Here is a 9,086-nt window from a genome sequence, read left to right on the forward strand (position 1 = left end):
GGTGTCGATATCGGCTTGATCAACTCGGTCGGCAACGTTGTCGACGCTGACGTCGATGGGATCCCTCTCCAGACGCACGTCGCGATGGCCGATCTGATCTCGGCGATCGTTCGGCCAGCGTTTCGCTGATAGCCGAGAAAGGCACGCAATGTCGACCGGAGCAACCGTACCCTTCCTCGATTTGCGCGGCATTCGCGTTTCGTACGGATCAAATGAAGTCCTGAAGGGTGTCGACCTGTCCGTCCGGCAAGGCGAAGTCGTCGTTATCATCGGCCCGAGCGGCAGCGGCAAGAGCTCGCTGCTGCGGACGGTCAACATGCTTCAGCCGGTTGCCGGCGGGGAGATCGTTCTGGACGGCGAGAACCTGCTCTCTGGCAAGCAGGACGTGAACAAGGTCCGCCAGCGTGTGGGGATGGTGTTTCAGCACTACAACCTGTTTCCGCACCTCACCGTCCTGAAAAACCTAACCTTGGTGCCGCGGCGTGTCTTGAAGGAGCCGATTGCGGAAGCGGAAGCTCGCGCCCGGGAACTGCTCGCGAAGGTCGGCCTGGCGGACAAGGCCGGCAGCTATCCGGACCAGCTTTCGGGAGGCCAGCAGCAGCGGGTCGCCATTGCTCGGGCCCTGATGATGCGTCCCCACGTGATGCTGTTCGACGAGGTCACATCGGCGCTCGACCCTCAGCTCGTGCGCGAGGTCTTGAACGTCATGAAGGACCTCGCTCGCTCCGGCATGACCATGCTTGTGGTGACGCACGAAATGAACTTTGCGCGTGAGGTTGGTGACACGCTGGTGTTCATGGCTGATGGCGTGGTTGTCGAGAAGGGAAACCCGGCCGACGTCCTCGATCGACCGAGTCACGACCGCACGCGCCAGTTCCTGTCACATGCCGACACCTGACCCGTTTTCGCGCAACTCAAAGGGACCAAAGAGAGAGGGAAACATGAAGATGCTGAAATGTTTGGCTGCGATCGCCGGCCTGTCATTTTCCGTACTTGCCTTACCGGCTATGGCGCAGTCGAAGGTCGACGTGCCGCTGCCAGCAGACCTTGCCACGCCAAAAGTTCTGACGATCGGCATCAATTGCCAGTATCCGCCTGCGGGCTATGTCGGCCTCGATGGAAAGCCAGCCGGTTTTGAGTATGCGCTTGTCAAGCGCATCGCCGCATTTGCCTTCGGCACCGAATCCGGCCTGCAGACGCAATGTGTGAACGACAGCAACCGCATCCCGTTCCTGCAATCCGGCAAGGTCGACCTCGTGCTGGCCTCGCTCGCCCGAACGCCGGCGCGCGCCGAGCAGGTCGACTTCTCGGATCCGATCTGGTTGAGCAATCTTCAGCTCGTCGTGAAGAAGGATTCGCCGATCAACAACTATGCCGACCTCACCGGGCACACGGTTGTCACAGTGACGGGAAGCACCTATCAGACCTGGCTCCAGAAGTGCCAGCCAAAGGCGAACCTAATTACTGCGCAAAGCCCGGCCGATTCCTCGACGATGTTGGTGCAGGGGCGAAGTGACGCCTTCGCTTACATCGACGTTTACGACTACAATTTTGTACAGAACAACAAGAATTTCAAAGTCGTCGGCGAACTCGCTTCACCCGCGATCCAGGGTATCGGGGTGAAGAAAGGCAATGCGGCCATGCTTGCCTGGATCAATGCCGTGATCGCCGAGATGCGCGAAGACGACGCCTTCTACAAGGCTTTCGCTGACGAAGTGAAGGATCCGAGCATGATCGCGAAGTATCGTAACGTCGTGCCGGGACCGAAAGTCAAGCTCGACTATGCGGGCGTCGATCCTCTCGAGTGTAAGTCCTGACGGTGGCGCGTGGGGCGCTCAGGCGCCCCGCGCGATCGGGCGGAGGTGCGTATCATGCAGAGCGATCTCGCGAGAGAGGTGACCGCGCTACTGGTGGGGTTGGGCAATAGCCTCCTCATCAGCGCGATCGGCATAGTGCTCGGAATCGGAATTGGGGTCGCACTTGGGGCAATACGCTACGCGCGGATCCCCATGGTCAGCCTGGTGATCGTCGGCTTCGTGAATGCATTCCGCTGCACGCCCCTCCTCGTACAGATCTTTCTCTTGTTTTACGCGCTACCGGATATCGGTATTAGTCTGACGCCATTCCAGACCTCTTGGCTCGCGCTGGCATTGTGGGGCGGCGCTTATCAAACGGAAGTATTCAGAGCGGCCTTCGACGCCGTGCCGAAAGGCGAAGTGACAGCGGCCCGCGCGCTTGGCCTACCGGCGTTCCAGACCTTTCTTGACGTCACGCTGCCGCTCGCGCTGCGCATCGCAATCACCGGAGCGACGACCACGGCGATTACGCAGTTCAGATCGTCGTCCTTTATGATCGTCGTGGGCTATCAGGAATTGACCTACGTCGCCAACCGGATCGTGTCCGATACGTTCAAGGTGTTCGAGACCTTCGGCATCGCATGTCTCATGTATCTGCTCGTGTGCAGCATTCTCAGCGTCGTGTCGCGCACCTTCGAGCGCAGGCTGGCGATTCCTGGACTGGGATTCGTTAAATGAACAATTGGGTTTGGCCGGTCGCTGCCTACCTCGGTCAGGGTCTTCTCATCACGCTGTGGATCTCGCTGCTCACCGTCGTGTTGGCGACGATTCTTGGCCTCGCGATCGCAGCGCTGTTGCAGAGCACGCGTACTTTCGTGCGCATGATCGGACGATTTTACGTCGATGTATTCCGTGGCGTGCCGTCGCTGATGATCCTCCTTTTCGTGTTCTTCGCGCTTCCACAAATTGGCGTTCGCACGGGGCCGCTGACGGCCGCTGTCATCGGACTGGGACTTTGGGGCGGATCGAACATCGGTGAGGTTCTTCGTGGCGCATTGAGTTCCATTCCACACCGCCAAGAGCAGGGCGCTCGAGCGCTTGGCTTGAGCGCAACCGAAGCTCTCGTGTTCGTCATTCTGCCGCAAGCGTTTCGGCGCGCACTACCGCCCTATGTCGGGCAGCTCACGGTTCTCGTCCAGGCGAGCGCGCTGACTTCCGTTGTTGGCGTTTCGGATCTCCTGGGATCGGCGCGTCAAATGATTGAAAGACTAGCCTATGTTGGGAGTGGACAGTCACACGCCATCGAAATCTATCTGGGCGTTTTGAGCATATTCTTCGTGATCTGTTACGCGTTGACGGCGCTGGCAAATGCTATCGAACGCCGTCTTCGATACTGAAATCGACCCGATCTTATCGCCAAGCAACGGCAATCAATAGCCGAGCATTTGTCATCGCGGCTGAAGGGGATGGAGTTCTTTGTAAAGCGGCGCGCCCCCGGGCCCCGGCTTTAGCCCAAGCCTGGCTCTCGCCCTTTCTACGCTATAGTCCGCCGCACTACCCATCGGCGCAACGTCTGTTGGATATCCGCTTCCACAGAGTTAAGTCGAATAGGAAACAACAGGCCAATCCATCGAGAACACGAATGAACCTACCCCAATCTGGCTGATCACCGCGAGGGCACTACTCCCACTCAATCATTTTGGACGATATTTCCGCGTTGATTTCCAAGCACAAATTCACAAAGCTGACGGTCAGATCCCGACGGTATGCCCGCTCTAATTCTTCGGTCTTGAATTCACAGGAAAACTTGTGCGGATCGGAGAAATGGGCACTTCGGCAAGTATCGGAGTCAATCGACGCAGTGGGCGTATGCTTGGTCGGAAGTCCCTCCGCTTGGCCACGCTTTTTTTTCCGCCCGTACCGTCAACCATCAACAATTCCCCGTCGACCACCGACGTATGGCTCGCGCAAAAAGTCCGGTTTGCGCCAGGAGCTGCCTTTCCGCGACGCCGCGTCATGCAAATTCGCGCAAAGCGTCCTTAAGACCTGGCTACACAGAGTCCCGCAAGGCGCCAAGCGGAGACAGTGCTTTCGCCAGAATACGTCTACGGATCAATCAGGACGCCCGGGTTGAGGAGGCACTGCGGATCCAGTTCCCGCTTGGCCGCCCGCAATGCGGCTGCGAAAAGTTCCGGCCGTTGCCGGTCGTACCACGGCCTGTGATCGCGGCCGACGGCATGATGATGCGTGATTGTGCCACCTGCCGCAATCAGCGCGTCGCTTGCCGCTTTCTTGATCGCCTGCCACTGCTCGAGAAGTCCGCCGTGGCGACCAAGAGCATGGAAAGTGAAATAGGGTGCAGGCCCGTCCGGGTAGACGTAAGTGAAACGGCAAGTCACTTCACCCCTGACGCCAGTTGCTTCAAGAATGGCGCGCTCGGTCGCCCCTTTGACGTTGTCGTGAAAGCCTTCGAACTGATCCCAGGTGATGGCAGTCTCGAACGTATCGTTGACAAGCCCTGCGGGCGTCAGAAATTCGCGCGCATAGGGCATCCGAATGAATGCGTTGCGCCAGACGCCCGCCGCACCTTCCAGATGTGCGCCGCCCGCCTCTGCCGGCTCCGGCGTTCCCCGATGGTCGGTGCAGCATTCCAGCGCGCGCGCTATCCAGGCGTCCATCGGATGATCGCCCGACTCGAAGGCGAGCACCATGATGGCAACGCTCCCATCGGCTGCACCGGTGTTGAAGGCCTCCTGTGAGTCCAGGATCCGACAATTTGATGGATAGAGGCCCGCTTGCGCGACTGCGCGCACGGCGCGCGCAGCATCGAAGAACGACGGAAAACGAACGGATGCGCCGGCGCGGAATTTTGGACGGGGCTGCAATCGCATCCAGGCGCGCGAAATCACACCCAAAATTCCTTCCGAGCCGATGAACATCCGGTCGGGACTGGGACCCGCACCCGACCCGGGAAGCCGGCGCGTTTCGACCACACCAGCTGGCGTCACGACGCGCAGGCTTTCGACGAAGTCGTCGATGTGAGTGTGAAGGCTGGCGAAATGGCCGCCCGATCGGGTCGCAATCCAGCCGCCGAGCGTCGAGTATTCAAAACTCTGCGGGAAGTGCCGCAACGTAAAACCATGGGGCTTGAGCTGGTTTTCCAAAGATGGGCCATAGGTGCCGGCTTCAATCAATGCAGCGCGAGATACCGGATCCACTTCGACGACTTTAGCGAGATTGCGCAGGTCGAGGGTAACGGCAGCTTTATGCTTGATGCCGTCAACCCGCGGCTCGACTCCACCGCAGACACTGGATCCGCCCCCGAAAGGCGTCAGCGAAGCGCCGACAGAACCCGCCCAGTCCATCACGGCGGAAATCTCCGCCTCATTGCGCGGATAGGCCACGACGTCGGGCGCACAATCGTAGTTGCCGAGCATCGCTCTGACGTAGTCCGGATATGACTTCCCATAGGTGTGCGCGGCGCGATCGTAGCGTTCCGCCGTGCAGAAGAGTGACAGCGAAGCCGGCGGCAGCACGCGCGGCTCCCGCAGGAAGAGGTCTTCAAGGCGCGGGACGACGATCGTATCGAACTCGCCAGCTCCAAACTTCGCATGATAGCGGCCGAGAACAAACTTTCGCTCCTCTGCGCTCATACCTTCTCCTTCGCGGCCCCACCCGTAATATTTCAGCCTTGCGTCCTCCATGAGGGGTCCCTCCCGGTTCTTTGAGAGTTTCTGAGATCGAAGAGAAACTTCTGAACCACGGGGCCGCTGAAGGCGACCTCGGTCGATCGAAACGATACGCTTCCAAGGCAGAACGTGAAGGCCCGGCATCGCTGCTGGGCCCTTTTTTCTTGAGCGCCGAACGGTTGGATTCAGAAGTCCATGCCGCCGCCCGGGGGCATGGCGGGTCCGGCTCCGGCCTTCTTCGGCAGCTCGGCGACCATGGCTTCGGTGGTAATTAGAAGCGCCGCGACCGAGGCTGCGTTCTGGATCGCGACGCGAACCACCTTGGTCGGGTCGATGATGCCCTTGGTGACGAGATTACCGTACTCGCCGGTCTGGCTGTCGAAGCCGAACGAATACTGATCCTTCTCCAGGATCTTGCCGACGATCACCGAGCCGTCTTCACCGGCGTTGATCGCGATCTGGCGGGCCGGCGCGGACAGCGCCTTGCGCACGATCTCGACGCCGGTCTTCTGGTCGTCGTTCTTGGTCCGGATCCCCTTGAGATGCACGGAGGCACGAAGCAGGGCGACGCCGCCGCCCGGGACAATGCCTTCCTCGACGGCCGCACGGGTCGCATGCATCGCGTCATCAACGCGATCCTTGCGCTCCTTGACCTCGACCTCGGTCGCGCCGCCGACGCGGATCACCGCGACGCCGCCCGCGAGCTTGGCGAGACGCTCCTGGAGCTTCTCACGGTCGTAGTCCGAGGTGGTCTCCTCGATCTGCGCCTTGATCTGGGCCACGCGCGCCTCGATGTCGGCCTTCTTGCCGGCGCCGTTGACGATCGTGGTGTTCTCCTTGTCGATCATCACCTTCCTGGCGCGACCGAGCATGTTGAGCGTGACGTTCTCGAGCTTGATGCCGAGGTCTTCCGAAATCGCCTGGCCGCCGGTCAGGATCGCGATGTCCTGCAGCATGGCCTTGCGGCGATCGCCGAAGCCCGGAGCCTTGACGGCCGCGACCTTCAGGCCGCCGCGCAGGCGGTTCACGACCAGGGTCGCGAGCGCTTCGCCTTCGACGTCCTCAGCCACGATGACTAGCGGCTTGCCGGTCTGCACCACGGCCTCGAGCAGCGGCAACATCTCGTTCAGCGAGGAGAGCTTCTTCTCGTTGATCAGGATGTAGGCGTCTTCCATTTCAGCGCGCATCTTGTCGGCATTGGTAACGAAGTAGGGCGAGATATAGCCGCGGTCGAACTGCATGCCCTCGACGACGTCGAGCTCGGTCTCGAGCGACTTGGCTTCCTCGACGGTGATGACACCCTCGTTGCCGACCTTCTTCATGGCATCGGCGAGAAACTTGCCTACTTCGGCATCGCCATTGGCGGAGATGGTGCCGACCTGGGCGATCTCCTCGTTCGAGGTGACCTTCCTGGAGTTCTTCTCGAGGTCCGCAACGACGGCGTCGACCGCGAGGTCGATACCGCGCTTGAGATCCATCGGGTTCATGCCGGCGGCAACCGATTTGGCGCCTTCACGGACGATCGCGGCGGCGAGCACGGTCGCGGTGGTAGTGCCATCGCCGGCGGCATCCGCCGCCTTCGACGCCACTTCCCGCACCATCTGCGCGCCCATGTTCTCGAACTTGTCCTCGAGTTCGATCTCCTTGGCGACGGCAACGCCGTCCTTGGTGATGCGGGGCGCGCCGAACGACTTGTCGAGGACGACGTTGCGGCCCTTTGGACCGAGCGTGACCTTCACGGCGTTGGCGAGGATCTCGACACCGCGGAGCATGCGGTCGCGGGCATCGACCCCTAATTTGACTTCCTTAGCTGACATATTTGTCCTCCCCGAATTGAAATTCGTCTCTCACCTGCGAGGCAGCATAGGCAGGCGCTCCTCAGGGGTGAGCATTTGCGGCGGTCAGCGTTAGGCCGCCTTCCTGGAGCCGGCGACGTCGGTGAGAACACCCATGATGTCGCTTTCCTTCATGATCAACAGCTCCTGGCCGTCGATCTTGACCTCGGTGCCCGACCACTTGCCGAACAGCACGCGGTCGCCGACCTGGACGTCGATCGGGATCAGCTTGCCGCTCTCGTCGCGGCCGCCGGGGCCGATGGCGATCACTTCGCCCTGGGAGGGCTTCTCCTTGGCCGTGTCGGGAATGATGATGCCCCCAGCGGTCTTCTGTTCGGCCTCGATGCGCTTGACCACGAGGCGGTCGTGAAGCGGACGGAATTTCATGCGATCCTCCCTCTTTAGTGATTGTTGCTGGATTGGCCGTCGCAATGAGCCAGTGATCGCCGCTCCTCACATAAGCCTGTGACACTTGGGCGCAAGGGTTTCGACCCATGTCGCCTGTTGGCCCACACAGCGGTTGGCATGTCCGCTATCCCGCCGCGGTCAGGGAGCAAGCAGACATCCGGCAACCGGGCCAAAAGCGACGCGATTGACCCCATCCCGACGTTGCGCCCTCAAGGGCGGGAACGTGGTATCCTCCGTTACCGAGGGGACGGTTCAATGAAGCGGCGGACCCTGGGCTCAGCCGGTGCGATCCTGCCGACGGAAGGCCGGTCCGATCAGGGTTAGCGCCCCGTGTGGTAGCGCATGTTGCACGGCCCCTGACGACAGTGGCCGCGAAGCGTACGACTACATACAGATCTGAAGTTTGCGCTGCGGGGTCGCGAGGAGGATCAACGTCGTGAAGCGGGACTTCGACCTCATCGTTTATGGCGCGACGGGCTACACCGGCCGCCTCATCGCCGAATATCTGGCGACGTCCTATCGCGGCGACGATGCGCCATCCTGGGCGATCGCGGGTCGCTCGACCGACAAGCTCCAGAAGGTGCGCGCCGATATCGGCGCACTGGACGATTTGCCGTTGGTCACGGCGGATGCCGCCGAGCCGGCCAGCCTGCGTTCGATGTGCGAGCGTGCGGCCGTAATCATCACGACGGTCGGGCCTTATCAGCTCTACGGCCCCGAGCTCGTGGCGGCCTGCGCTGCCACGGGAACAGCCTATGTTGATTTGTGCGGCGAGCCGGTTTGGATGCGGCGCATGATCGACGCCCATCACGAAGAGGCGAAACGAACCGGCGCGCGCATCGTCTTCTCCTGCGGCTTCGATTCCATCCCGTTCGATCTCGGCGTGCTCACGTTGCAGGAGAAGGCGCGCGAGAAATTCGGACGCTCTGCACGGCGGGTCAAGGCCCGCTTGCGCAAGGTGAGAGGCAGCATGTCTGGCGGCACCGCGGCAAGTGCTCAGGCGACATTGGCCTCCGCGGCACGCGACCCGACCCTGATCCGTCTGTTGAGTGATCCCTTCGCGTTGACGCCCGGGTTTACCGGGCCGTCTCAACCGTCGGGCCTCATCCCCGAATACGACCCCGGCACCAGGGTGTGGCTCGTGCCATTCCCAATGGCGCCGATCAACACCAAGAACGTGCACCGCACAAATTTCCTTTTGGGTCATCCCTACGGCACCGACTTCGTTTACGACGAGATGATGGTCGCGCCGGGATTTGGGGAAATCGCCCACGTGACAACGGAGACCTTTGCCACGATGGTTTCCCTGTTCCGGACCGGCGGTCTCAAACCCGGCGCCGGCCCCACTCGGGAAGAGC

General features: G+C 61.1%; 8 protein-coding genes. 5 read left to right on the forward strand and 3 right to left on the reverse strand.

What is annotated here, in order from left to right:
- Window positions 1–148: 148 nt before the first annotated feature.
- Genes SO156_RS45110 through SO156_RS45125 form a run of 4 tightly spaced genes read left to right on the forward strand, consistent with a single transcriptional unit; the run spans window position 149 to window position 3,193 of the window.
- Window positions 149–898: an amino acid ABC transporter ATP-binding protein gene (locus tag SO156_RS45110; RefSeq protein ID WP_498539359.1), complete on the forward strand. Its 750-nt coding sequence runs from the start codon at window positions 149–151 to the stop codon at window positions 896–898.
- 43 nt (window positions 899–941) lie between these two features.
- Window positions 942–1,817 (forward strand): transporter substrate-binding domain-containing protein, encoded by an 876-nt coding sequence (locus SO156_RS45115; RefSeq protein ID WP_498539360.1) that lies wholly within the window; start codon window positions 942–944, stop codon window positions 1,815–1,817.
- Between the two features lie 54 nt (window positions 1,818–1,871).
- Complete coding sequence (locus SO156_RS45120) at window positions 1,872–2,534, forward strand: amino acid ABC transporter permease (protein ID WP_458145043.1); 663 nt, start codon at window positions 1,872–1,874, stop codon at window positions 2,532–2,534.
- Window positions 2,531–3,193, forward strand: a complete 663-nt coding sequence (locus SO156_RS45125; RefSeq protein WP_498539361.1) for an amino acid ABC transporter permease — start codon at window positions 2,531–2,533, stop codon at window positions 3,191–3,193. The genes SO156_RS45120 and SO156_RS45125 overlap by 4 nt, the downstream gene beginning before the upstream one ends.
- Window positions 3,194–3,901: 708 nt before the next feature.
- Here SO156_RS45125 and SO156_RS45130 read toward each other — a convergent pair.
- The 3 genes from SO156_RS45130 to SO156_RS45140 all read right to left on the reverse strand — a co-directional run bounded on the left by SO156_RS45130 (window position 3,902) and on the right by SO156_RS45140 (window position 7,707).
- Window positions 3,902–5,500, reverse strand: a complete 1,599-nt coding sequence (locus SO156_RS45130) for an FAD-binding oxidoreductase (protein ID WP_498539362.1) — start codon at window positions 5,498–5,500, stop codon at window positions 3,902–3,904.
- Window positions 5,501–5,670: 170 nt separating this feature from the next.
- A complete protein-coding gene (groL, locus tag SO156_RS45135; RefSeq protein WP_498539363.1) occupies window positions 5,671–7,302 on the reverse strand; it encodes a chaperonin GroEL in 1,632 nt (543 codons plus the stop codon).
- A gap of 90 nt (window positions 7,303–7,392) precedes the next feature.
- On the reverse strand, window positions 7,393–7,707 hold the full coding sequence (locus SO156_RS45140) for a co-chaperone GroES (RefSeq protein WP_498539364.1): 315 nt from the start codon (window positions 7,705–7,707) through the stop codon (window positions 7,393–7,395).
- Window positions 7,708–8,164: 457 nt separating this feature from the next.
- On the opposite strand from SO156_RS45140, the gene SO156_RS45145 reads away from it, so the two are divergent.
- The coding region (locus tag SO156_RS45145) for a saccharopine dehydrogenase family protein (protein WP_498539365.1) at window positions 8,165–9,086 on the forward strand (922 nt) is incomplete at its 3' end.

Source organism: Bradyrhizobium sp. UFLA05-125 (assembly GCF_059803515.1).

What these genes read in the sequence shown, in the direction of transcription:
- SO156_RS45110 (WP_498539359.1), top strand. Translation starts at nt 149, where the DNA reads ATGTCGACCGGAGCAACCGTACCCTTCCTCGATTTGCGCGGCATTCGC.
- SO156_RS45115 (WP_498539360.1), top strand. Translation starts at nt 942, where the DNA reads ATGAAGATGCTGAAATGTTTGGCTGCGATCGCCGGCCTGTCATTTTCC.
- SO156_RS45120 (WP_458145043.1), top strand. Translation starts at nt 1,872, where the DNA reads ATGCAGAGCGATCTCGCGAGAGAGGTGACCGCGCTACTGGTGGGGTTG.
- SO156_RS45125 (WP_498539361.1), top strand. Translation starts at nt 2,531, where the DNA reads ATGAACAATTGGGTTTGGCCGGTCGCTGCCTACCTCGGTCAGGGTCTT.
- SO156_RS45130 (WP_498539362.1), bottom strand. Translation starts at nt 5,500, where the DNA reads ATGGAGGACGCAAGGCTGAAATATTACGGGTGGGGCCGCGAAGGAGAA.
- groL (WP_498539363.1), bottom strand. Translation starts at nt 7,302, where the DNA reads ATGTCAGCTAAGGAAGTCAAATTAGGGGTCGATGCCCGCGACCGCATG.
- SO156_RS45140 (WP_498539364.1), bottom strand. Translation starts at nt 7,707, where the DNA reads ATGAAATTCCGTCCGCTTCACGACCGCCTCGTGGTCAAGCGCATCGAG.